Genomic DNA, 22,891 nt, shown 5'->3' with positions numbered 1-22,891 from the left:
TCGTCCATGACCTGTGTCGATCACAGGCTCTTAGGTTCGCTGGCCTCTATCACCCACGGCTCGGCCGCTGCGGCGGCATACCATTCGCGCATGGCGGGCAGGGCCAGGATATGGTCTACCCAGGCCTGGGTGCGGGCGGGCAGGGCGACGGAGTAGGTGTGGCAGCGGGTGGCCACCGGGGCGTACATGGCATCCAGTATGCCGAACTCGCCCATCAGAAAGGGGCCGGCGGCCGCGTAGCGGCTGCGCAGGCTTTCTACCAGTGCGGCGAAGCGGGTGATATCGCGTTCTACCTCGGGCGGGCGGGCGCTGGGCGGTACCTGGCGGCGCACATTCATGGGGTAATGCTGGCGCAGGGCGCCAAAGCCGGCGTGCATCTCTGCTGCCAGCGAGCGGGCCTCGGCCCTTTGGGCGGGGTTGGCGGGCCAGAATGGCTGCTCGGGGAAACGCTCTGCCAGGTACTCGCAGATGGCCAGTGATTCCCACACCTGTATCGGGCCTTCCAGCAGGCAGGGCACCTTGCCGGTCGGCGCGTAGCGCATTAGGGCTTCGTGGCTGCCGGCTTGCTGCAGCGGTATCACGATCTCCTCGAACGGTATGCCGGCCTGCCTGAGCAAGAGCCAGGGCCGCAGGGACCAGGAGGAGTAAGCCTTGTTGCCGATGACCAGTTGCATGGGATGATTCCTTGGAAGACGGGTGACAGCGGGTGTGGTGGTGTAAGGGCCGGTTCAAACGCTTTTCGCTGCAGCGAAAAGACTGAGAATAGCGCTAAGTGCCGGCGGCGGCGTTGCCCTAGCGGTGCTGCCGCCTCAGCTGCAGATAGCGATCACGCGGGCGGCCCTGCGTCAGCAATAGCGGCAGGATGGCCTCCAGTGCTGTGGCCTGCCAGCCCAGTTGTGCCGGGAAACCAGCGGGATCGACGCTATCGACCTTGAGCGAATCAAGGTTGTCGGTGCTCAGCGGCGGGTTGGGCAGCAGGCCCAGCAGGCCGGCCTGCAGGCGTGCCAGACCATCTGGCAGACTCAGGACGGGCCTGGGGGTGCCAGCGGCCCGGCCGATCAGGCGGACCAGCTCGGCCATGGTATAGACCTTGGGGCCGACCAGATTGAGCGATTGGCCTATCAGGGCATCGTCCGCCAGTGCCGCTACAAAAGCGCGGCTGACATCCTCCACCCAGACGGGTTGCATGCGGGCCTGGGCGCCACCCATGGGCAGGCAGGGTGCCAGCTTGAGCAGGTCGGCAAACAGGCTGACAAAGCAGGTGCCCGGGCCAAAAATCAGCGAGGGGCGGAATATCGTCCAATCCAGCCCGCTGGCGCGTATGTGGGCCTCAGCCTCGCCCTTGCTCTGTTGGTAGTGCGACGGCCCGGCAGGGTCGGCGCCCAGCGCGCTCATATGCAGATAGCGCTTGATGCCAGCGGTGGCCATGGCCGACATGATCTTGTCGCTGAGTGCCACATGGGCGTGGCGAAAGCGCTCGGGCGAGCCGTGCAGTATGCCGACCAGATTGATGACGGCTGTGTGGCCGGGCATCAGTGCCGCCAGGGTGGCGGCATCGTGCACATTGGCATTCACTACCTCGACACCGGGCAGTGGGATGAGGTTCTGGCGGACTTTCTCGCGGTCGCGGGTGGGCAGGGTGACGGTGTGGCCACGGGCGGCCAGCCGCTCGGCCAGCGAGGTGCCGACAAAGCCGGTGCCGCCTATGACCAGCAGGCGGGCATTGCTAGGGACGGGCATGGTGGGCTCCAGCGAGAGGGTATGTATTGTTCTAGCCGGTTTTACACGGCGAGGCCAGCCAGGGGAGGACTTGGCAACCCGCTGGCTGCGCCCCTGCCTGGCTGATCCGCCAGGAGGGGCCAGAGGCTGGCTAGGGGGTATCGCCCAGCGATACATCCACGCCACCCTTGGGTGGAATGACGCCCAGCCGTTTCTTCAGCGAGGTCTCGCCCCGGCCAAATGCTTGGGAGTAATAGATGGCGTTGCTCATTACCTTCTTGACGTAGTCGCGCGTTTCGCTGAAGGGGATGCTCTCGGCGTAGATGGCGCCCTCCAGTGCGCGGTTGGCGCGCCAGACGCGGGCGCGGCCTGGGCCGGCGTTATAGGCAGCAGTGGCCAGCACGGGCTGATTGCCCAGGCTTTCCAGCACATGCTTGAGGTAGAAGGTACCCAGCTGCACATTGGTGCCTATCTCATTGACGGCCACTGGGCTGTAGCTGACACCGACCTTCTTGGCTACCCAGCGTGCGGTTGCCGGCATCAGCTGCATCAGACCCTGCGCCCCCACATGTGAGCGTGCCACGGTGACAAACCGGCTCTCCTGCCGTATCAGGCCGTAGACCCAGGCATCGTCCAGTTCCAGCTCCCGGGCATAGCTCTGAGTGACATCGCGGTAGGGGGCCAGGAAACGCAGGCTGAAATCGTGGATTTCACGCGTGCGTTCCGCTGAATAGATGGCGCGGTCGTACCACTGCGCCTGGCGGGCGACCTCGGCGGCGGCCAGCAACTGCCTGTCGCTGAGTCCGCGCATGGTCCAGTTCCATTCGCGCAGGGCATCCAGCCGCCAGTCCATGTCATTGAGCAGCAGGGCGCGCTGCACCCCGGGCAGCTTGCGTATGGCTTGCAGTTCTTCGGCATTGGGCTTGTAGCGGCCGGCAGTGACATCGACCACGGGGCCGATCTCGTCACGTGCCAGCAGGGCGTAGAAATGATGTTCCGCCATCAATTCGGCGTAGCGGCGGTTGGCTTCTACGGTGTTGCCGGCTTGCTGGTAGGCACGGGCGCGCCAGTAGCGCCAGGCGGGGTCGCGCTGCTGCTCGGCAGGCATGGCGTCGATCACCAGCGCGACGCTGGCCCAGTCGCCTTGGCGCAGCGCGCTGCGCACATACCACTCGCGTCCTTCGTTATCGAGCTGGGCTGGGGCGGCACCGCGTGCAAACCAGTCCAGCGCCCTGTCATCGAGCTTGCGGGCCGCCTGGTAGGCAATCTGGCTCCAGGCATGGCGGCGGTCGGCTTCCGGCAGGCGCTCGCTCAGCTTGCCCAGCAGGGATACGCCGGCATCGGGCGCGCTGCGCGCCAAGCGGTCGACGGCGAACAAGGCCAGTTCGCGGCCGCCACGGCTGTTGAGCGCCAGCAGGGTGGCAGCCTTGTCCGGCTTGGCGGCAATGGCACGCACGGTACGCGCATCCATGCCAGCGGGGTTGTCCAGCCTGGGCAGCAACTGAATGGCGAACTCGGGGTTGTTGGCATCAAAGGCCAACCGTATGCGCGCCCAGGCCGATTCATTGTTGAGGTAGCCGAGCTTGAACAGCTGGTCGAATATCGGAGCGCAGGCGTCGGCTAAGCCCTTGGCGCTGAACCACAGTGGCTTGCCCTCGCGCAGCACGGTGGCCATGTCGCCTTGCTGCATGGCCAGTTGCAGGCGATAGCAATGCAGCTCGCTGGCGGGTTCCCACTGCAACAGCCTGGGCCATTCACGTGCGAAAACCACCCAGTTGCCGCGTTTGCCCAGGCTCTTGAGCCAGTCGCCCCTGAGCCTGTCGGCCAGCAGGCTGCCTTGATAGCGCTCCAGGTAGTCGTTGACTTCGTTATCGGCGACATCGTCGATCTGTGCGCTGAGCAACCAGTAGCGGGGGTACATCTCCAGCGGGGTGCCGTCGATACGCTCGGTCAGGTCGGCTACCTGGGTCAGGCGGCCGGTGCGGGCTGCGTCGCGCGCTGCGCTCATGTCGTCGGGCAGGGCGGCGTGGCTGAACAGGGTGGCAAGGCTAAGCAGCAGGGCGGGCAGGGCAGGCTTCATAAGGCGGGCATTCGGGCAAGGTTGAATCGACTGTAACACAAGCTATAGCAAGGGTTATCAGGCAAAACTTGCATAGCGGCGCCGACTGTCATTCCATGAAGCCTATGACCAAGTTGATATTGCAAGGTGGCGGCATGGCCGCGCCGTTGGAGACCGAGGCCGAGACAGGCAGTCTGCTGATCGATACGGTGCGCGATCTGGTCCGTGACGGCTGTCTGCCACTGTACTGGCGGTGTGGCCGTGGCACTTGTGGTGCGTGTCTGGTTCATCTGACGGCCTATCCGGTACAAAAGGATGCCGTGGTCGTGATGTCGGGCAAGGAGCGCAATGTGCTGGCGCGCCAGGGCCTGTTGACCGCAGAACAGTGCGCTGCAACATGTTTGGCCGATACGCCAGCGCTGCCCAGGCTGGCTTGCCATGTGGTGCTGCCACCCGGTTTGCTTAAAGTGGACTGGTGAGCGGCAGCGCCTTGATTGGTGCGGTTCTTCACTGTCATGTGTTGCAGTTTGCAAACAGCGCAACTACAAAAAATTGTTGGTACGGCACGATGTCGCTTAGATTGCATCCCACACCAACCGGCACATAGACCGGTTTTACCCGCCGCGTGAGTTCTCGCCGCTGCGCGGGTTGAAGACAGTCAGATCCGGGCCACAAGCCCGATGGCGACAGTCAGGCTTCCCCAATGCAATTCCAGTAACTGAACACAAGCCGCCGGGCCGTTGCCCGGCTCACCGTTTTCGTCACGGTGGGGAGAGTGTTTTCGCTTCTTCCTGCTGTCGGAGGGTTAGGCATGTCCTGGTTTGCGAGCGCTGTTGCGCTTTCCCCCGCCCTGGCGCTATCGCCGGGTTACCACGCTATTGCCGTGTGCCGCCATGCTGCGGCCGACTCGCCCTTGCCAGCCTGACGCTGGCCGACCGAACACCCCCCAGGCTCCACGTCCCCGCCCCACATCCATGGGGGAGGGTCGGTGGTTTACATCCAGCGTCGGCGGAGCCCCGGCGCGAAGTAGCAGTGCAAACGGAGCAATAAGCAATGAGAAGAAACACTGAGTGGGCACCGTTGTTCAAGCAAGGCGGTGTCGCCCTCGCGTTGGCCATGTTGGCTGGCACGGCGGTAGCGGGTTCGGGTTCGTCCAAGTCGAACACCATCGACATGACGAATCGCATCATCCTGAAGTACAAGGCTACCGGTCTGAGCGCCGCTCAACTGGCTGGCCCAAGCGCTGCATCGCTGCAGGCCGGTATCCAGGCCGAGCGTCAAAGCCGTCTGCAAGCCGTGGCTGCCCGTTTCGGCGGCAACGTGACTTTCCTGCGCGCCGGTGGTCTGGGCACCCAGGTCTGGAAGCTGGACAAGCGCATGAAGGTGAAGGAAGTCGCCACCCTGGCCGAGCAGATGGCCAAGGCTGATGCCAATATTGAATACGCTGAAGCTGACCGCGTGATGACGGCCATGGCTGCTGCGCCTAACGACAGCCGTTGGGCTGATATGTGGGCCCTGCAGACCAGCTCGGTCGGCATCAATGTGCTGAACGCCTGGGATCTGTCCACCGGTAGCGGCGTCAATGTGGCTGTGATCGATACCGGCTATCGTCCTCACGTCGACCTGGCTGCCAATGTGGTGGGCGGCTACGACATGATCAACGATACCGCCGTCTCCAACGATGGTAATGGCCGCGACAGCGATGCCAAGGATACCGGTGACTACACCGCCGCCAACCAGTGCCAGCAAGGCGACCCCGCCTACGGCTCCAGCTGGCACGGCACCCACGTTGCCGGCACCATTGCTGCCGTGACCAATAATGGCGCTGGCGTTGCCGGTATTGCCCCCAATGCCAAGATCGTGCCGATGCGCGTTCTGGGCCAGTGCGGCGGCTATACCTCGGACATCGCCGATGCCATGATCTGGGCAGCAGGCGGTACTGTCAGCGGCCTGCCCACCAACCCGAACAAGGCACGGGTGCTGAACCTGTCCCTGGGCGGTGGCGGTGCTTGTGATACCACCAGCCAGAACGCCATCAACGCCGCACGTGCCAATGGCGCCGTGGTGATCGTGGCCGCTGGTAACGAGAACCAGAACGTCAGCAACTCCAGCCCGGCCAACTGCTCGGGCGTGGTGGCCGTGGCTGCCTATGGCAAGACCGGTGCTCGCGCTTACTACTCCAACTACGGCACCCTGGTGGATATCGCTGCCCCTGGCGGCGACCAAAGCAGCGGTGACGCCAACGGCATCCTGTCGACCCTGAACGCCGGTACCACCACGCCAGGTGCAGACAACTACGCTTACTACCAGGGTACCTCGATGGCTACCCCGCACGTAGCCGCTGTTGCTGCCCTGATGATTGCGGCCAAGCCCACGCTGACGCCGGATGAAGTGGAAGCCAAGCTGAAGTCGTCGGCTCGTCCTTTCGTGGCCACCTGTAGCGGTTGCGGCACTGGCATGCTGGACGCCTATGCTGCCGTGCAGGCTGCCATCGGTACCACCCAACCTCCGGGCGGCGGCACCACCATGAACGAGACCGAGTCGAACAACACCCGTACCGCTGCCAACAGCGTGGCCACCAGCGGCACCACCGTTAGCGGCAATATGGGTTCCAGCAGCGACACCGACTACTTCAAGGTGACCTTGCCTGCTGGCAAGACCCTGGCTGCAGTCATGACCCCGGGTTCGACCACCGCTGACTACGACCTCTACCTGTACAACTCCGCAGGCAGCCAAGTGGCATCCAGCGAATTGGGCGCAGGCAAGGTCGATAGCGCTTCGGTGAAGAACAACGGCAGCGCTTCGGCTACCTACTACGCTCGTGTGTACTACTACTCGGGCGGCACCGGCAGCACCAACGGCAAGTACACCCTGAAGCTGACCTGGTAATCGGTCGCTGCATGATGTACTGCAGGCGGGGCCAGCTCTGGCCCCGCTGGATGGTTGGCCGTAAGTCAAGGTTGCACACAGGGGGCTGGGCGGTTTCCTGACCGACCAGCGCTGCAACCTTACTCCCGGTACGCGCCGGCTATCCTGCCATGCAATACCCAGGCCGACACCATGGTGTCGGCCTTTTCATGGTGCGCCCAGCATGGGCGCACTTCTGCATTCGCGCTCGGTCGGCGCTAATTGGTGGGCGGCGATACCGCGCCGCCGATCAACTCGCCCAGGCTGCGGTTGAGTGCCGCATCCTCGACCACAAAGAACATGCCTCCCCGGCCATTTTGCGAGGCACCGCATTTGCCTGCGAGTGTGCCTTCCTGGTTCATGTCGCCGAAGATGGCGTAGGGCCGGTCGCCCGAGGTGCTGATGCCCAGCTTGGCATGGTTGTGGTTTTTGCCCAATCCGCCGGTCAGGCTGAATGGCGTGCCGCCCCACAGGCCGGCCAAGACATTGATCACCGGGCCGGGCTTGGCCAGGCTGCTGTCCCAGCAGGCGGGCGCCGTGGACCCGTCGGTACTGGGGATAACCTGGCTGGGTTTGTCGGCCTCCCACCAACTGGCTACCTTGAGGGCGGCGCTCTGCAGTTCGGTCGATACCAGCTGCCAGGGAGGCACCTGCAGGCGGGCGGGCTTGGCGATGATGCGCACACCGGTGGAGAGGGGGACGGAGGTGACGGTACGTGCCTGCGACTTTGTACCTAGCTGCGACACCAGATCCTGAATCTCCTGCGGGCCGCCATTGCGCACAATCTGCGGGTTGGTGGGGTCGGTCACCACGCTGGCGGTCTGCATGGCCAGCAGGATGCTACGGACATCGGCGCGATTCAGGCGCAGGGCAAAGAAATGCTGGCTGACCATGATGTTGTCGGTCGAGGCTATGCAGCCCAGGGTATTGCCATCACCGCTGCGCGGGCTTGCCTGGCTGGCTGCCGCCGGCCAGGAGGGGGTGCTGACCTGCATGACCAGGCCATTGCCCGTGTCATCCCAGGCGAGCAGGCCTTTCGAATGCCCCCACGGCGCACTGCAGCTCTTGCCGCAGTGGGCGACATCGGGGGCGGAATAGAACTGGTCGTTCCATACCACGTAATAGCTGCTGCCCTGGTAGACCTGGCCGAAGGTGGCGCCTACCGGGTCGGTGGGCGTCGTACCCAGGCAGTTGCTGCCCTGCTGCAGTACGGCGTTGGCGCTGCTGGCATAGACATATTGCTGGCTATAGCCCGAAGACGGTGCCTGCAGGGGCGCCTGCAGGGTGCCGCCAAAGGCGCAGGTATTGACAGCCGCCGCCTGGCCGCAGCCGGGAAAGGTCTGGGCGTTGAACTTGAAGGCGAACCACCAATCGACCGGTTGGCCTGCAGCCAGGATAGGGCTGGGTGCTGCGTGGGCCAGCATAGCTGAGACGGCCAGTGTCAGCAGTGCCAGCCGGTGGGCTGGCCAGCTTGCGCGGACGCTGCCCGCATGCCGCCCGTTGTTGCCAACGCTGTGCACCTTGCCCATGACTCCCCCCGTTGCTGGCGCCACCGCCACGATCTCTGCAATTTAGCTGGGCAAGGGTGCTATGCCATCATCCATATGGGGGAAGTGCGCGCGGCGTCAGACCCTCAGCCAGGGTGTGCCGGTGCGGGCTTGCCACTGAAGCGCGCCTGCAGGCCGTCAAAGAACAGATAGAGCACTGGCGTGATATAGAGGGTGATCAGCTGGGAGAACACCAGCCCACCGACGACCGCCAGACCCAGCGGTTGCCGCAGCTCGGCCCCTGCCCCCAGGCCGGCGGCGATGGGCAGGGCACCCATCATGGCGGCCAGGGTGGTCATCATGATGGGGCGGAAGCGCAGCAGGCAGGCGTCACGTATGGCCTTCACCGGGTCGGTCTCGCCCCGGTGGCGGGCCTCGATGGCAAAGTCGATCATCATGATGGCGTTCTTCTTGACGATGCCTATCAGCAGCAGGATGCCGATCACAGCGATCAGGGTCAGTTCCATATTGAACAGCCTGAGGGTGACCAGTGCCCCTACCGCCGCCGACGGCAGGCCGGCCAGGATGGTGATGGGGTGGATATAGCTCTCGTACAGCACCCCCAGCAGTACATAGATGACCGCCAGTGCGATCAATATCAAGGCCAGTTGACTGGTCTGGCTGGATTGGAAGGTAGCGGCATCACCGCCCAGGGTAGTCAGCACGGTCTGAGGTACACCCAGTTCCGCCTTGATGGCATCGACCCGCTTGAGCGCCTCACCCAAGGTGGCGCCGGGTGCCAGGTTGAACGACAAGGTGACGGCCTGCAGCTGGCCACGGTGATTGACCGAGGTCGGGCCTACGGTCCGCTCTACCTGGGCAAAGGCTTTCAGCGGCACCAACTGGCCGGTACTGGCGCGTACCCTGACCTTCTCGAAGGCGGTTTCGTCGGTACGGTAGGCGTCGTCAAACCGCATCATCACGGCATAGTCATCGGCCGAGGTATAGATGGTAGCGACCTGTCTGTCGCCGAAGGCGGCGTACAGGGTATCGCGCAGGGTGGCCATGCTGACGCCTAGCCGTGCAGCCTGCTCGCGGTCTATCTTGAGCGTGGCCTGCAGTCCCTTGCGCTGGGCATTGCTGCTGATGTCGGTGAGCAGGGGCTCCTCACGCAGGGCTTTCTGCAGTCTGTCTGACCATTCGTACAGCTCGTCCGACTGCACACTCTGCAGCACGTACTGGAACTTGCTGTTGGACTGCACGCTACCTATCTGCAGATTCTGGTCAGCGCTGAAGAACATGCGCAGGCCGGCGATATTGCCGGTGCGCTTGCGCAGGTCGGCAATGACGGTCTGCATGTCGGGCCGCTGTCCCTTGGGCTTGAGGGTAATGAACATGCGGCCGCCGTTATTGCTGTTGAAGCCGCCGCCGACGATGGAGACCACCTGGTCTACATGGGGGCTCTGCCGTACCAGGGTCTCGGCCTGCTTCTGCAGTGCATGCATGGCTGGGTAGGCGGTATCCAGCGCGGCCTCGCTGCGGGCGGTGATCTGGTTGATGTCTTCCTCGGGAAAGAAGCCCTTGGGTATGGTGTAGAAGAACCAGGCGGTGAGGCCAAAGGTCACCATCGCCACGCCCAGGACAAAGGGACGGTGGCGCAGGGCGATGTCCAGCGTGTCGCGATAGGCACCCAGCAGGCCGTCGAAGAAGCGCTCGAAGGCACGGCTGACGGCATTGGCCGGCTTGCTTTCGTCCTCGTGCTTGAGAAAGCGTGCGCAGAGCAGCGGAATCAGCGTCAGCGAGGCCACGCCCGAGACCAGGATGGCCAGGCTCACCACCAGGGCAAACTCGTGGAACAGCTTGCCTATCACCCCCGGCATATAGAAGATGGGGATGAAGACGGCCACCAGCGAGAGCGAGATGGAGACGATGGTGAAGCCTACTTCGCGGGCGCCCTTGATGGCGGCGTCGAAAGGCTTCATGCCTTCTTCTATATAGCGGACGATGTTTTCCAGCACCACGATGGCGTCGTCCACCACCAGGCCCACCGCCAGGGTAATGCCCAGCAGCGAGATATTGTTGAGCGAATGCCCCAGCCAGGCCATCAGGGCGAAGGTGGAGATCAGTGAGATCGGCAGGGTGACGGTGGGGATGAGCGTGGCGGTGGCGCGGCGCAGGAACAGGAAGATCACCAGCACCACCAGGGCCGCCGTCAGGCCCAGGGTGAAGTTCACATCGTGGATGGCCTCGCGTATGGAGGTGGAGCGGTCATTGCGGAACTGCAGCCTGACCGAGTCCGGCATCTGCTCGACCAAGCCGGGTATGACCTCTCGTATGCGGTCTACCACGGCCACGGTATTGGCACTGGGCTGGCGCTGCACGCCCATGACCACCCCCAGCTCGCCATTGATATAAGCAGCCGATGTCACCGACTGGATGCTGTCTTCCACCCGTGCCAGCTCGCCCAGGCGCACCGGGGTGCCGTTCTTGAGGGCGACGATGAGATTGCGGAAATCCTCGGCGCGGCTCAGCTGCTTGTTGGCTTCGATGATGAGCTGCTGGCGCTGCCCATCCAGCACACCGACAGGGCTATTGGCATTGGCGGCGCGCAAGGCAGCGGCGACTTCGGCCATGGTCAGGTCGCGGGCGGCTAGCTTGTCGGGGTCCATGCTCACCCGTACGGCGTACTTGCGCTGGCCAAACACATTCACCTGTGCCACCCCGGCTATGGTGGCCAAGCTGGGTGAGATCAGGTTCTCGGCATAGTTGTTCAGCTCCGACAGTGGCATGGACGGTGAGGTCATGCTGATCAGGATGATGGGCGCATCGGCCGGGTTGACCTTGCGGTAGGAGGGCAGGTCCACCATGTCTTCGGGCAGGCTGCGCTGTGCCTGCAGCAGGGCAGCCTGCACGTCGACGGCAGCCTTGTCGATATCGCGGTCGTCGTCGAACTCCAGCGTGATATTGGTGGAGCCCTGGCGTGATGTGGAAGTGATGAGCTTGAGGCCGGCAATGGTGGAGAACTGCTTCTCCAGCGGTGTCGCCACCGAGGCCGCCATGGTGTCGGGCGAGGCCCCAGCCAGATTGGCCGAGACATTGATGGTGGGCGTGTCGTAGGACGGCAGCGCTGCAATCGGCAGCTTCTGGTAGGCAAACAGGCCCAGCAGCACGACCGACACCGACAGCAGGGTGGTCATGACAGGACGGCGGATACAGATTTCTGAGAGATGCATATGGGCTCTACGCTGCGTTATCAGGGCGGTGCTGCCGGGCAGGCCCTGGGGGCATGGTGTGGTAGGCGGTGCCGCTGGGGTGGTCAGCCTGGTTTGCCCTGACGTTTTTCACCACCGGCCTTGCCTTCGCTGATAGCGGCACCGGGGCGCAGGTTCTGGCCGCCTTCCACCACGACCTTCTTGCCGGCGGGCAGACCACTGACCACGCCATATTGCTTGCCGTCCTGGGTAATGACCCGGCTGAGCTTGATGGCTTGGGGCTTGACGGTATTGTCGGGCGCCACCAGGTAGACAAACTGGCCTTGCGGGCCGGTTTGCAGGGCGCCGGCGGGCAGGGTGACGGCCTGTTTTTCCATGCCCAGGTCTACCGCCACCCGCGCGAAAGAGCCTGGCCAAAGCTGGTGCTTGCCATTGGGGAACTCCGCCTTGAGGCGGATGGTGCCGCTATCGGCATTGACGTTGTTGTCGATGAAGCTGAGCTTGCCCAGGATTCGCTCGCCGTTGTCCAGCGTGACATAGGCCGGGGCCTGGCCGGCCTGCTGCGCGGCCAGCAGCCGCTGCAGCTCGCGCTCGGGCAGGGTAAAGCTGACGGCTATTGGGTCGAGCTGGGTAACACTGGTCAAGGCTTGTGCCATGCCGGGCTGTACCAGCGAGCCGGGGTGGAAGTCGATGGCGCCGGCCCGGCCGGCAAACGGGGCGCTGATGCTCTGGTAGCTGAGCCCCACCTTGGCCGAGCCCAATGCGGCCTGCTTGGCTGCCAGACTGGCGCGCAGGCTGTCGGCGGTGGACTGGGCGCTGTCAACGGCGCTCTGCGAGATGAACTGCTGTTTCAACAGCTCGCGGGAGCGGGCCAGGTTGCGCTCGGCTTCCTGCAGCTGTGCACGGGCCTGGGCCAGCTCGGCACTGCTTTGCTCGACCCGGCTGCTGTCCTCGCGGGCATCCAGGGTGAACAGCAGCTGGCCTGCCTTGACGTCCTGGCCTTCACGGATATGGATGGTGCGTATGGTGCTGGATACCTGCGGCCGCAGTTCCACCATGTTCAAGGCGGTGACGGTGCCCTGTGCTTCAAAGCGCAAGGGTACATCCTGGGCCTGGCTCAATACCGTGCTGACCAGGGTGGGCTTGTCGCCGGGGCCACCTTTGTCTGCCTGGCCGCCAGCGGGTTTGATGGCAGCCCAGGTGACGACGGCAACAAGGCTGCCGCCAAGCAGCCAGGGAACAATGGGGCGTGACATGGTATTCCTCTGGAACAGTTTAAGGTGGGACGGCCCAAGTGATGGCACTAGCAACAGACTGCGAGTGTGTTCAGTTCAGGCTTTGTTGAGTTTAGCATCGGCATCCTTGCTGGCCGATGACGAAGATGTTTATAAACATGTATCCGGATTCAAGCTGCAAACGGCGACGGCGCGGGTGACCGGAAAAACCCACGATATTTCTAAATGGAATAAAAATCTAATTTCAAATTCATTATTGTAATTTATGGTCTTCGGTACAGTGGCGACATCAAAACAAACAACCGGAGCGCACCATGTCCCGCAAGATCCTTGCTGCCCTTGTCGCCACTGCTCTGCTGCCCTTGTCTGTCCAGGCTGCCAGTATCGATTTGCTCAATGTCTCCTACGATCCGACCCGTGAGCTGTACCAGGACTTCAACAAGGCCTTTGCCGCTGATTGGAAGAAAAAGACCGGTGATGACGTCAAGATCAAGCAATCGCACGGTGGTTCAGGCAAGCAGGCACGCTCGGTGATCGATGGGCTGGAGGCCGATGTGGTGACCCTGGCACTGGCCGGCGATATCGATGAGATTGCCGACAAGGCCAAGCTGCTGCCGGCTGATTGGCAGAAGCGTCTCAAGCACAATAGCGCCCCCTATACCTCTACCATTGTGTTCCTGGTGCGCAAGGGCAACCCCAAGGACATCCGTGATTGGGGCGATCTGGTAAAGCCGGGCGTGGAGGTGATTACCCCCAACCCCAAGACCTCCGGTGGTGCGCGCTGGAATTACCTGGCCGCCTGGGGCTGGGCACTGAAGCAGCCGGGCGGTAGCGAGGCCCGCGCCAAGGACTATGTGGGCAAGCTGTACCGGAATGTGAAGGTGCTTGATACCGGCGCCCGTGGCTCGACCGTGACCTTTGTCGAGCGGGGTATTGGTGATGTGCTGATCGCCTGGGAGAACGAGGCTTATCTGTCGGTGAAGGAGCTGGGGCCGGACAAGTTCGACATCGTCACGCCCTCGGTGTCCATCCTGGCTGAGCCTACTGTTGCCGTGGTCGACAAGAATGCCGCCAAGCGTGGCACGGCCAAGGTGGCGCAGGCCTATCTCGAGTATCTGTACTCTCCCACTGGACAGGAGATTGCGGCGCAGAATTACTACCGTCCCATCGACGCCAATGTGGCGGCCAAGTACGCCAGCAAGTTCGCCAAGGTCAATCTGTTCACCATCGATGCGGTGTTTGGCGGCTGGGCCAAGGTGCAGAAGACCCACTTTGGCGATGGTGGTGTGTTCGACCAAATCTATAGCAAGTGATAGTTGGTGCGCGGTGGCCGGGCGCGCATGATCTGCCGGGCATGGCGCGGCCCTATGGGCCGGCCTAGCTGCAGTACCCCCGTTGCCCTAGCAAACTGAGCCCCTACCCCGTATTGATCAGAGGAGAGAAAGATGACCCTGCGCCTTGGCGATATCGCCCCCGACTTTACTCAGGAATCCACCGACGGCCCGATCACGCTGCATAGCTGGGCCGGCGATAGCTGGGTGCTGCTGTTCTCGCACCCGGCCGACTTCACCCCGGTATGCACCACCGAGCTGGGCTTTACCGCCAAGCTCAAGGCGGAGTTTGCCAAGCGCAACGTCAAGGCCCTGGCTGTCAGTGTGGACAGCCTGGAATCACACAACCGCTGGGTGGGCGATATTGAGGAGACCCAGGACGTCAAACTCAACTTCCCCATTCTGGCCGATGCCGACCGCAAGGTGGCCACGCTGTACGACATGATCCATCCCAACTCGCTGGCCAACCTGACGGTGCGCACGGTATTCGTGATCGACCCGGAGCGCAAAATACGGCTGACGCTGACCTACCCTGCCAGCACCGGGCGCAACTTCCACGAGATACTGCGGGTGATCGATTCGCTGCAGCTGACCGACAACCACAAGGTTGCCACCCCCGCCAACTGGCAGGATGGCGATGATGTGGTGATCGTGCCCAGCCTGACCGATGCGGAGGAAATACAGCGCCGCTTTCCACGGGGCTACCGTGCCTTGCGACCCTATCTGCGCCTGACACCGCAGCCTAACCGCTGAGGGAGCCCATCATGCAGCACGCGCTTTTAGGCCACGCCTTTGACGCCGTTCGGATTACCGCCGGGGTGCAGGCATCATGAGCCCTGATCAGCAGGCGACGCTGGCTGCCTTGATAGGCAGCCTGCCGACCCAGTGGGTAGCAGGCTATCCGCTGGTGCTGGACGAAGGCGGTGTGGTGGGGCGTTTCTTCAAGTGCGAGTTGCGCAGTCATTTCAGCCGTATCGAGGTGGGCGGCGCCCACCTCGCCCGGGCCGATTTGCAGGTGCGTGGGCCGGATGGCGAACCTTTTCCGGCCGGCAAGCTGTTTACCCTGGCGGCGGGTGAAGACGGCCTGCTCAAGCTGGACCGATTGTGCCGGCTGATACACGCGCTCAATCATTTCAAGGTGGCGGGCCGGCGAGACCCGCTGGTCATTGCCATCCACCCCCGCCTGTTCGATTACGTCAAGACGGCGCATGGCCGCACGTTTGCCCGCATGCTGTCGCATTTCGACCTGACGCCCGCCGGCATAGTGTTGGAGCTGCCACCGGATTTGCCCCAGGCCACGCTGGATGGCTACCTCGGTGAAGGCTTTACGCTGCACTTTTCCCGGCTATCCTGATCCAAGCCACCTTACCGCAGGCTGCTTGCTGCATTATGTCGGCTTCCGGCCGCCCCGGTGCGTCATGCGCCCAGGAGCTGGATCTGCCCTTTTCCGGCGCTGTGCCGACACAATCGGCCAGTGGCCTTAGCCCTGTTATAGAGACTCATCATGTCTTTTGATCCCATGCTAGGCCTGATAGGCCAGACCCCGCTGATACAGCTCACCCGCCTGGATACCGGCCCGTGCGAGCTGTTCGTCAAGCTGGAAAGCCATAACCCCGGCGGCTCCATCAAGGACCGCATAGCCCTGACCATGATCGAGGCGGCAGAACGCGAAGGCAAGCTGCAGCCTGGGGCCACCATCATTGAAGCCACGGCCGGCAATACCGGTCTGGGCCTGGCACTGGTGGCGGCCCGCAAGGGCTACAAGCTCAAGCTGGTGGTGCCCGACAAAATGAGCCTGGAGAAGATATTCCACCTCAAGGCCCTGGGGGCCGAGGTTATCATTACCCGCTCGGATGTGAACAAGGGCCACCCCCTGTACTACCAGGACTACGCCCGCCGCATTGCCCAGGAAACCCCCGGCGCCTACTACATCGACCAGTTCAACAACCCGGCCAACCCCGCTGCGCATGAGCACGGCACGGGGCCGGAGCTGTGGCAGCAACTGGGGCATGATGTGGATGCCGTGGTGGTGGGCGTGGGCTCGGCCGGCACCCTGACCGGGCTGTCGCGTTTCTTCAAGCGGGCCGACCCGGACGTGGAATTCGTGCTGGCCGACCCGGTGGGCTCGGTGCTGGCCGACTATGTGGAAACCGGCAGCTACGGCGAGGCCGGCAGCTGGCGGGTAGAGGGCATAGGCGAGGACTTCATTCCGCCCATGGCCGATTTCAGCGCGGTGCATCGTGCTTATCGCATAGGCGATGAAGAGAGTATCGATACCGCACGGCAGTTGCTGGAGGTAGAAGGCGTGCTGGCCGGGTCGTCCAGCGGTACCCTGGTGGCGGCTGCCTTGCGCTACTGCCGGGCCCAGACCGAACCCAAGCGGGTGGTGACCTTTATCTGCGATAGCGGCAACAAGTATCTTTCCAAGCAGTACAACGAGGGCTGGCTGATAGACCAGGGGCTCAAGCATCTGCCGCAGCAGGGCAACCTGACCGACCTGATCACCCGTCGCCATGATCTGGGGGCAACCGTGACCTGCCGGCCCGACGAAACCCTGGCCGATGTCTACGCCCGCATGCGCCGCCATGATGTGTCGCAACTGCCGGTGGTGGAGGGCGATGCCGAGGTGGTGGGCATCATCGACGAATGGGATTTATTGCTGGCGGTGCATGATGAGCCCGAGCATTTCCGGTTGCCGGTGCGCAAGGCCATGAGCACCGAGCTGGAAACCTTGTCGCCGACCGACAGCACCGAAAAGCTGCTGCGCACCTTCAACGAGGGCCATGTGGCCATTGTGGTGGAGCGAGGGCGCTTTCTGGGCCTGATTACCCAGGCCGACCTGATCAACCACTGGCGGCAACGCTGGCGCTAGGCGCATGGCACCGACAGGCAGGTAATTGACGCGATAACCGGGCCATGACCCTGGCCCAAGCAGGAGCAGGACACGATGACACAACACCTGGATACCTTGAGTGTGCACGCGGGCTACACCCCGGACGCGACTGGCGCGGTGATGCCACCTATCTATACCAGTTCGACCTATGCCCAGCGCGCGCCGGGCGAGCACAGTGGTTATGAATACGCCCGTAGCGGCAACCCCACCCGGTGCGCATTTGAAAAGGCACTGGCCGAGCTGGAAGGCGGCGTCGCCGGTTTTGCCTTTGCCTCGGGCCTGGCGGCCATGTCTACTGTGCTGGAGCTGCTGGATGCCGGCAGCGAAGTGGTGGCGGTGGATGACCTCTACGGCGGTGCCTACCGCATGTTCGAGCGTGTGCGTAATCGCAGTGCCGGACTCAAGGTGCGCTATGTGGCGCCCGAGGATACCGCTGCTGTGCGTGCCGCCATCACGCCCACCACCAAGCTCTTGTGGATAGAGATACCGACCAACCCCCTGCTCAAGCTGATCGACCTGCGGGCAGCCATCGACGCCGCCCATGCTGTTGGCGCCCTGGTGGTGGTGGATGCCACCTTCGCCACGCCCTATCTGCTGCGCCCGCTGGAATACGGCGCGGATATCGTGCTGCACTCGATTACCAAGTACCTCAATGGTCATTCGGATGTGATCGGCGGCGCTGCCATCGTCCGCACCGCCGAACTGGCCGAGCGCCTGGGCTATTTGCAAAATGCTGTCGGTGGGGTATTGGACCCGTTCTCCAGCTTTCTGGCCCTGCGAGGTTTGCGCACCCTGCCGCTGCGGGTGCAGCGGCATTGCAGCAACGCCCAGGCGATAGCCGAATGGCTGGGGCAGCAGGCCGGGGTGGCCGATGTGATCTACCCCGGGCTGCCCAGCCATCCCCAGCATGCGCTGGCCAGGCAGCAGTTCCCACGCGGCTTTGGTGGCATAGTCTCGGTACGCCTGCAGGCAGACGAGGCTGGTGTGCGGCGCTTTTTGGCGGCGCTCAAGCTGTTTACCCTGGCCGAGAGCCTGGGTGGGGTGGAGAGCCTGGTCAATCTGCCATGGGCCATGACCCATGCGTCCATTCCCGAGGAAGACCGCTTGCGTCGAGGTGTCGGCCCCAATTTGCTGCGCCTGTCGGTTGGGGTGGAGCATGTGGACGACCTGATAGACGACTTGCGCCAGGGGCTGGCCCAGATAGGTTGATCTGGTTATTAAGGTTTAATTAAGCATTCTAAATGGGAATAAGGGCGGGCTGATATCCTCAGTCCGTCCTTTTTTTCATCTGGCGTGACTGATATGACCAAGCTGACCCGATTGCTTACTGCGGCAGTGGCCTCTGCGCTGTCGGCGGCCTCTCTGGCAGGCCCCGAGTTGCTCAATGTCTCGTACGACGTGATGCGCGATTTCTACAAGGATCTGAACCCGGCCTTTATCAAAGCCTACAAGGCCAAGACCGGCGAGGATCTGGTGATACAGCAGTCGCATGGCGGATCGGGCAAGCAGGCCAGGGCGGTGATAGATGGCCTGGAAGCCGATGTGATCACCATGAATATGCCGCCGGATATCGATGCCCTGCACGACAAGGCCAAGCTGATACCGGAAAGCTGGGCCAGCCGCCTGCCCAACAACAGCCTGCCGTTTACCAGCCTGCAGGTGCTGATTGTGCGCAAGGGCAATCCCAAGCAGATCAAGGACTGGTCTGATCTGGTCAAGCCCGGTGTGCAGGTGGTGATGCCCAATCCCAAGGTGACCGGCAATGGCCGCTACAGCTATCTGGCCGCCTGGGGCTATGCCCTGCGCCAGCCGGGCGGCAACGAGCAGAAGGCCCGTGATTTTGTGGCAGGTCTGTTGAAGAACGTGCCGGTGCTGGATTCGGGCGGCCGTGCCGCAACCACTACCTTTATGCAGCGCCAGATAGGCGATGTGCTGCTGACCTTCGAGAACGAGGCGGAAATGATTGCCCGCGAATTTGGCCGTGGCCAGTTCGAGGTGGTGTACCCCTCGCTGTCCATCCGTGCCGAACCCCCGGTTAGCGTGGTGGACAAGGTGGTGGACAAGAAGGGCACGCGCAAGGCGGCCGAAGCGTATCTCAAGTTCCTGTGGACTCCGGCGGCACAGGAGATTGCGGCACAGAACTACCTGCGCCCGCAGGATGCGACCATCGCCAAGAAGTATGCGGCCCAGTTCCCCGCCATCAAGCTTTTTACCGTGGATGAAGTGTTCGGCGGCTGGCGTCGTGCCCAGAAGGCCCACTTCGACGATGGCGGCAGTTTCGACCAGGTTTATACCAAGAAGTAATCGCCGCATCGGGGGCGCCGTGGCGCCCCCTGCCTTCCACTCCCCGATGATCTGACGCCCCCATGCGATTCAAACAACCCAGCGTCCTGCCCGGCTTCAACCTGGCATTTGGCTACACCATTGTGTACCTCAGCCTGCTGGTGCTGATCCCCTTGTCGGCCCTGGTGATCAAGACCAGCAGCCTGAGCCTGGGCGAGTTCTGGCAGGTGGTCAGCAGCGAGCGGGTGGTAGCGGCCTACCAGCTGACGTTTGGCGCCAGCCTGATCGCCGCCGTCATCAACCTGTTTGCCGGTCTCCTGGTGGCCTGGGTGCTGGTGCGTTACTCCTTTCCTGGCAAGCGCATTGTCGATGCGCTGGTTGATCTGCCATTCGCCCTGCCTACCGCCGTGGCGGGCATTGCCCTGACTACCCTGTATGCGCCCAATGGGCTGATAGGCGAGCAACTGGCCAAGCTGGGCATACAGGTGGCTTTCAAGCCGCTGGGCGTGGTGGTGGCGCTGACCTTTATCGGCCTGCCCTTTGTGGTGCGCACGGTGCAGCCGGTGCTGCAGGACTTGGAGGCCGAGCTGGAAGAGGCCGCAGCCTGCCTGGGGGCCAATCGCTGGCAGACCTTCTGCAAGATCATTTTTCCGGCAGCGCTGCCTGCCTTGCTGACCGGCTTTACCCTGGCCTTTGCCCGGGCCATAGGCGAGTACGGGTCGGTCATCTTCATCGCCGGCAATATCCCGCTGGAGTCGGAAATCGTACCGCTGCTGATCATAGGCAAGCTGGAGCAATACGACTATGCCGGGGCAACGGCGATCGCCACGGTGATGCTGCTGATTTCCTTTGTCCTGATCCTGGCCATCAACCTGATCCAGTGGTGGCATGCGCGCCGCCACGGCATGCGCAAGTAAGGAGCCGACATGCAGGCCACTTCCACAACCACGGTTCGTTCGGCCGCCACCCAGGAGGCTGTATGGGTGCGTTGGCTGCTGCTGACGGGCGCGCTGTTGTTCCTGGGTTTCTTCCTGGTACTGCCGCTGGCGTCCATCTTTGCCGAAGCCCTGCGCAAGGGCTGGGCGCTTTACTGGGAGGCGCTGAAGGAGCCCGATGCACTATCGGCTCTGCAGCTGACGCTGACGGTGACGCTTATCTCGGTACCGATCAACCTGGTATTCGGGGTGGCGGCAGCCTGGGCTATCGCCAAGTTTGATTTCAAGGGCAAGAGCCTGCTGATCACCCTGATAGACCTGCCGTTCTCGGTCAGCCCGGTGGTGGCGGGCCTGATCTATGTGCTGATCTTTGGTGCCCAAGGTTGGCTGGGCCCCTGGCTGCAAGCGCACGATATCAAGATCATCTTTGCCGTGCCCGGCATCGTACTGGCCACCATGTTTGTGACCTTCCCCTTTATTGCGCGTGAGCTGATCCCGCTGATGGAGGCGCAAGGCACCGAAGAAGAGCAGGCGGCCATGGTGCTGGGTGCCAGTGGCTGGCAGACCTTCTGGAAGATCACCCTGCCCAATATCAAGTGGGGGCTGCTGTATGGCGTGATCCTCTGCAATGCTCGGGCCATGGGCGAGTTCGGCGCGGTATCGGTGGTCAGCGGTCATATCCGTGGCATGACCAACACCACCCCGCTGCATGTGGAGATACTCTACAACGAGTACAACTTTGTGGCCTCGTTTGCCTGCGCCTCCATCCTGGCCCTGCTGGCGCTGGTGACCCTGGTGGCCAAGACCTGGGTGGAATGGCAGACCGAACGGCAGATGGCGGCGGAGCGCGCAGCCGTTTACGAAACATGACGAGGTAAGGCATGGCATGCAGCTTAGGGAGGCCGGTGTGGGATGGCGCCCATCCTCGCCGGCACGCGTCAGCCATCGAACTGGCATCAGTTTTCAACGAATTAAACCCGTAGCAGGCTCTTACAGGTGACTCGCAATGAGCATAGAAATCCAATCGATCGCCAAGCAGTTCGGCAGCTTTACTGCCCTGGACAAGGTCAATCTCAAGGTTGAGACCGGCGAGCTGTTGGCGCTGCTGGGGCCATCGGGCTGTGGCAAGACCACCCTGCTGCGCATCATCGCCGGGTTGGAGACGCCGGATAGCGGCCAGATACTGTTCCATGGCGAAGACGCCACCGACACCCATGTGCGTGAGCGCCAGGTAGGATTTGTCTTTCAGCACTACGCTCTGTTCCGGCATATGACGGTGTTCGAGAACGTGGCCTTTGGCCTGCGGGTACGGCCCAAGCACACACGGCCCAACAATACCGAAATCAAGCGGCGGGTGCATAAGCTGCTCAATCTGGTGCAGCTGGACTGGCTGGCTGACCGCTACCCGGCCCAGCTATCAGGCGGCCAGCGCCAGCGCATCGCCCTGGCCCGCGCCCTGGCTGTAGAGCCAAAGGTATTGCTGCTGGACGAACCGTTTGGCGCGCTGGATACCAAGGTGCGCAAGGAGCTACGCCGCTGGCTCAAGCGCCTGCACGAGGAAGTGCATGTGACCTCGGTGTTCGTGACCCATGACCAGGAAGAGGCGCTGGAAGTGGCCGACCGCGTGGTGGTGATGAACAAGGGGCGGATAGAGCAGGTAGGCACGCCCGAACAGGTGTATGACACGCCCGCCACCCCCTTCGTTTATCAGTTCCTCGGTGATGTAAACCTGTTCCACAGCCGGGTACATGGCGGTTTTGCCCAGGTGGGCGAGCACCCCGTGGCAGGCGACGGCGCCGTGGCCTACGTGCGGCCACACGATATCGAACTGCTGCGCGAGCCGGCGCCGCAGACACTGGCTGCCAAGATCGATCATGTCCGGGCTATCGGCTCTATCGTGCGGCTGGAACTGAGCCTGGAAAACGGCGACCCGGTCGAGGCCGAACTGAGCCGCGATGCCTACGCCGGCCAGCGCTATGCCTCGGGTGAGCGGGTCTATATACGGCCACGTTCGGCCAGGGTGTTTGCTGAGGATTATGCGATTTAGCGCTACGGGCCGCCCTGTTAGGCTGTGTGGTGGCTGGCAGTCATCTAATGCTGGGCTATTGGTTTGGTCAATACCGCATGGCGGGTTGGGTGGGTGACCTGGGCGGATGTTGCCTTGATCGGCATAAGGCGCCTGGCCGAAGCGGGCGGCTACTTAATTGATAAGAAAGGGTATTTATGGCTCCTGCCTGTTTTATGTGCTAAAATATAAAGTTATCAGTATTGCTTAGATAGTTTCATGGTCAGTACCCAGCATTATTTACCCGCAATCCCCTATTATTCCCTCCGCCGTCCCGCTACCCCCGATAGCGCAAATACTCCCCAGCTGAAGCCCGCCCTTGGCATGGGGGTGGCCGTCATGTTGCATGCCTTGCTGTTGCTCGGCCTGTTGCATACCGCCTTGCCCGCTGGCGTGCCGCAAGCGCAAGTCATCTCCCTGAGTCTTGGCCTGCTGCCCGAAGCTGGCAGCGACGCAGCATTGCCGTCTGCCGCTCGCGAGACCGCGCCAGAGGTGACCCCGGCGATGGAGTTTGCCGTCCCTGAAGTCGACCTGGCCACCGTGTCGGCCCCCGGCGCTCCCGAGGTTGGCACTGAGCACGCAGATCCAGTTAGCCTCATCACCCTTAGCGACGCCATGGGCGCCGCCACCGCCGACTACATTGGCCAATTGCGCCTCTACCTCGACATGACCAAGCGCCAGCCTGCCTCTGTCGAGCCACGGCCCAAGGGCAGCATCACCTATTTCATCCTCCTGGATCGCGCCGGCAGCGTACGCGACTACGGC

Annotated in this window: 18 protein-coding genes; 12 read left to right on the top strand and 6 right to left on the bottom strand. The window is 62.8% G+C overall.

Going from position 1 to position 22,891, the window contains the following annotated elements:
* Nucleotides 1–20 precede the first annotated feature (20 nt).
* The 3 genes from V7714_RS11405 to V7714_RS11395 all read right to left on the bottom strand — a co-directional run bounded on the left by V7714_RS11405 (nt 21) and on the right by V7714_RS11395 (nt 3,799).
* The gene (locus V7714_RS11405) at nt 21–674 is read right to left on the bottom strand and encodes a glutathione S-transferase family protein (RefSeq protein WP_335709834.1); all 654 of its coding nucleotides are present in this window, start codon (nt 672–674) and stop codon (nt 21–23) included.
* Between the two features lie 118 nt (nt 675–792).
* Nucleotides 793–1,740, bottom strand: coding sequence for a complex I NDUFA9 subunit family protein (locus V7714_RS11400; protein ID WP_335709833.1), 948 nt, complete (start codon nt 1,738–1,740; stop codon nt 793–795).
* A gap of 130 nt (nt 1,741–1,870) precedes the next feature.
* Nucleotides 1,871–3,799, bottom strand: a complete 1,929-nt coding sequence (locus V7714_RS11395; RefSeq protein WP_335709832.1) for a lytic transglycosylase domain-containing protein — start codon at nt 3,797–3,799, stop codon at nt 1,871–1,873.
* 104 nt (nt 3,800–3,903) lie between these two features.
* Between V7714_RS11395 and V7714_RS11390 the strand changes: the two genes are divergently transcribed.
* On the top strand, nt 3,904–4,257 hold the full coding sequence (locus V7714_RS11390; RefSeq protein WP_335709831.1) for a ferredoxin: 354 nt from the start codon (nt 3,904–3,906) through the stop codon (nt 4,255–4,257).
* 574 nt (nt 4,258–4,831) lie between these two features.
* Nucleotides 4,832–6,667 carry a S8 family peptidase gene (locus V7714_RS11385; protein ID WP_335709830.1) on the top strand — a complete coding sequence of 612 codons (1,836 nt, stop codon included), beginning with the start codon at nt 4,832–4,834 and terminating at the stop codon, nt 6,665–6,667.
* A gap of 236 nt (nt 6,668–6,903) precedes the next feature.
* Here V7714_RS11385 and V7714_RS11380 read toward each other — a convergent pair whose 3' ends face one another.
* From V7714_RS11380 to V7714_RS11370, 3 genes are all read right to left on the bottom strand, one after another.
* Nucleotides 6,904–8,214, bottom strand: coding sequence for a deoxyribonuclease II family protein (locus tag V7714_RS11380; protein WP_335709829.1), 1,311 nt, complete (start codon nt 8,212–8,214; stop codon nt 6,904–6,906).
* Between the two features lie 104 nt (nt 8,215–8,318).
* Complete coding sequence (locus tag V7714_RS11375; RefSeq protein ID WP_335709828.1) at nt 8,319–11,405, bottom strand: efflux RND transporter permease subunit; 3,087 nt, start codon at nt 11,403–11,405, stop codon at nt 8,319–8,321.
* A gap of 83 nt (nt 11,406–11,488) precedes the next feature.
* On the bottom strand, nt 11,489–12,640 hold the full coding sequence (locus V7714_RS11370; protein WP_335709827.1) for an efflux RND transporter periplasmic adaptor subunit: 1,152 nt from the start codon (nt 12,638–12,640) through the stop codon (nt 11,489–11,491).
* Nucleotides 12,641–12,933: 293 nt separating this feature from the next.
* On the opposite strand from V7714_RS11370, the gene V7714_RS11365 reads away from it, so the two are divergent.
* From V7714_RS11365 to V7714_RS11320, 10 genes are all read left to right on the top strand, one after another.
* Nucleotides 12,934–13,932 carry a sulfate ABC transporter substrate-binding protein gene (locus V7714_RS11365; protein ID WP_335709826.1) on the top strand — a complete coding sequence of 333 codons (999 nt, stop codon included), beginning with the start codon at nt 12,934–12,936 and terminating at the stop codon, nt 13,930–13,932.
* Nucleotides 13,933–14,064: 132 nt separating this feature from the next.
* Nucleotides 14,065–14,703, top strand: coding sequence for a peroxiredoxin (locus V7714_RS11360; protein WP_335709825.1), 639 nt, complete (start codon nt 14,065–14,067; stop codon nt 14,701–14,703).
* Nucleotides 14,704–14,779: 76 nt separating this feature from the next.
* Nucleotides 14,780–15,304: a hypothetical protein gene (locus V7714_RS11355; RefSeq protein ID WP_335709824.1), complete on the top strand. Its 525-nt coding sequence runs from the start codon at nt 14,780–14,782 to the stop codon at nt 15,302–15,304.
* Between the two features lie 150 nt (nt 15,305–15,454).
* Nucleotides 15,455–16,822, top strand: a complete 1,368-nt coding sequence (locus tag V7714_RS11350; protein ID WP_335709823.1) for a cystathionine beta-synthase — start codon at nt 15,455–15,457, stop codon at nt 16,820–16,822.
* 75 nt (nt 16,823–16,897) lie between these two features.
* On the top strand, nt 16,898–18,052 hold the full coding sequence (locus V7714_RS11345) for a trans-sulfuration enzyme family protein (protein ID WP_335709822.1): 1,155 nt from the start codon (nt 16,898–16,900) through the stop codon (nt 18,050–18,052).
* Between the two features lie 93 nt (nt 18,053–18,145).
* On the top strand, nt 18,146–19,147 hold the full coding sequence (locus V7714_RS11340; RefSeq protein WP_335709821.1) for a sulfate ABC transporter substrate-binding protein: 1,002 nt from the start codon (nt 18,146–18,148) through the stop codon (nt 19,145–19,147).
* Nucleotides 19,148–19,209: 62 nt separating this feature from the next.
* Nucleotides 19,210–20,043: a sulfate ABC transporter permease subunit CysT gene (gene cysT, locus V7714_RS11335; RefSeq protein WP_335709820.1), complete on the top strand. Its 834-nt coding sequence runs from the start codon at nt 19,210–19,212 to the stop codon at nt 20,041–20,043.
* A 9-nt stretch (nt 20,044–20,052) separates the two neighbouring features.
* On the top strand, nt 20,053–20,931 hold the full coding sequence (gene cysW / locus V7714_RS11330) for a sulfate ABC transporter permease subunit CysW (protein WP_335709819.1): 879 nt from the start codon (nt 20,053–20,055) through the stop codon (nt 20,929–20,931).
* Between the two features lie 136 nt (nt 20,932–21,067).
* A complete protein-coding gene (locus tag V7714_RS11325) occupies nt 21,068–22,108 on the top strand; it encodes a sulfate/molybdate ABC transporter ATP-binding protein (RefSeq protein WP_335709818.1) in 1,041 nt (346 codons plus the stop codon).
* A gap of 357 nt (nt 22,109–22,465) precedes the next feature.
* Nucleotides 22,466–22,891 (top strand): hypothetical protein (locus V7714_RS11320; protein WP_335709817.1); only part of this gene is annotated, 426 nt, incomplete at its 3' end.

This window comes from Chitinimonas sp. JJ19 (assembly GCF_036961565.1).
In the GTDB taxonomy this organism is placed as follows: domain Bacteria; phylum Pseudomonadota; class Gammaproteobacteria; order Burkholderiales; family Chitinimonadaceae; genus Chitinimonas.
This window is presented reverse-complemented; position numbering and strand designations above follow the sequence as displayed.

Bases quoted from the DNA above. Each gene is read 5' to 3' on its own strand.
- V7714_RS11405 (WP_335709834.1), bottom strand. From the start codon at position 674: ATGCAACTGGTCATCGGCAACAAGGCTTACTCCTCCTGGTCCCTGCGG.
- V7714_RS11400 (WP_335709833.1), bottom strand. From the start codon at position 1,740: ATGCCCGTCCCTAGCAATGCCCGCCTGCTGGTCATAGGCGGCACCGGC.
- V7714_RS11395 (WP_335709832.1), bottom strand. From the start codon at position 3,799: ATGAAGCCTGCCCTGCCCGCCCTGCTGCTTAGCCTTGCCACCCTGTTC.
- V7714_RS11390 (WP_335709831.1), top strand. From the start codon at position 3,904: ATGACCAAGTTGATATTGCAAGGTGGCGGCATGGCCGCGCCGTTGGAG.
- V7714_RS11385 (WP_335709830.1), top strand. From the start codon at position 4,832: ATGAGAAGAAACACTGAGTGGGCACCGTTGTTCAAGCAAGGCGGTGTC.
- V7714_RS11380 (WP_335709829.1), bottom strand. From the start codon at position 8,214: ATGGGCAAGGTGCACAGCGTTGGCAACAACGGGCGGCATGCGGGCAGC.
- V7714_RS11375 (WP_335709828.1), bottom strand. From the start codon at position 11,405: ATGCATCTCTCAGAAATCTGTATCCGCCGTCCTGTCATGACCACCCTG.
- V7714_RS11370 (WP_335709827.1), bottom strand. From the start codon at position 12,640: ATGTCACGCCCCATTGTTCCCTGGCTGCTTGGCGGCAGCCTTGTTGCC.
- V7714_RS11365 (WP_335709826.1), top strand. From the start codon at position 12,934: ATGTCCCGCAAGATCCTTGCTGCCCTTGTCGCCACTGCTCTGCTGCCC.
- V7714_RS11360 (WP_335709825.1), top strand. From the start codon at position 14,065: ATGACCCTGCGCCTTGGCGATATCGCCCCCGACTTTACTCAGGAATCC.
- V7714_RS11355 (WP_335709824.1), top strand. From the start codon at position 14,780: ATGAGCCCTGATCAGCAGGCGACGCTGGCTGCCTTGATAGGCAGCCTG.
- V7714_RS11350 (WP_335709823.1), top strand. From the start codon at position 15,455: ATGTCTTTTGATCCCATGCTAGGCCTGATAGGCCAGACCCCGCTGATA.
- V7714_RS11345 (WP_335709822.1), top strand. From the start codon at position 16,898: ATGACACAACACCTGGATACCTTGAGTGTGCACGCGGGCTACACCCCG.
- V7714_RS11340 (WP_335709821.1), top strand. From the start codon at position 18,146: ATGACCAAGCTGACCCGATTGCTTACTGCGGCAGTGGCCTCTGCGCTG.
- cysT (WP_335709820.1), top strand. From the start codon at position 19,210: ATGCGATTCAAACAACCCAGCGTCCTGCCCGGCTTCAACCTGGCATTT.
- cysW (WP_335709819.1), top strand. From the start codon at position 20,053: ATGCAGGCCACTTCCACAACCACGGTTCGTTCGGCCGCCACCCAGGAG.
- V7714_RS11325 (WP_335709818.1), top strand. From the start codon at position 21,068: ATGAGCATAGAAATCCAATCGATCGCCAAGCAGTTCGGCAGCTTTACT.